Raw genomic sequence first — 431 nt, forward strand, 5'->3', positions numbered from 1 at the left:
TCCCGCCACCTCGTCGATGTTGAGGCTCAGGTCGAATTTGGACGTGGTGGACTCACTCGCAATCGGCTCCAGTTTCAGACCCGGCAAAACGATGCTTTCGAGCGGCGTGTTCTGCAGGATCAGCATCACCTGGAACAGCGGCGAATATCCGAGGCTGCGTTGCGGTTGCAGCACTTCGACCAGTTGTTCGAACGGCACGTCCTGATGCGCGTAAGCACCCAGCGTCGTCTCGCGCATCCGGCCCAGCAGCGTTTCGAACGATTCGCCTGGGTGAACCTGCTGGCGCAACACCAGCGTATTGACGAAAAAGCCGATCAGGTCTTCCGTCTGCGACTGCCTGCGGTTCGCGATCGGCGTGCCGATGCAGACATCGTCCTGTCCCGCATGACGCGACAACAGCAGGCCGAACGCCGCCGCCAGTGTCATGAACA

Annotated in this window: 1 protein-coding gene; it reads right to left on the minus strand. The window is 60.6% G+C overall.

The features are described 5' to 3' along the window. Positions 1 to 431: condensation domain-containing protein (locus HB633_RS30680; protein WP_255581321.1), on the minus strand; the 431-nt coding region annotated here is incomplete at both ends.

This window comes from Caballeronia sp. dw_276 (assembly GCF_018449635.1).
Taxonomy (GTDB): domain Bacteria; phylum Pseudomonadota; class Gammaproteobacteria; order Burkholderiales; family Burkholderiaceae; genus Caballeronia.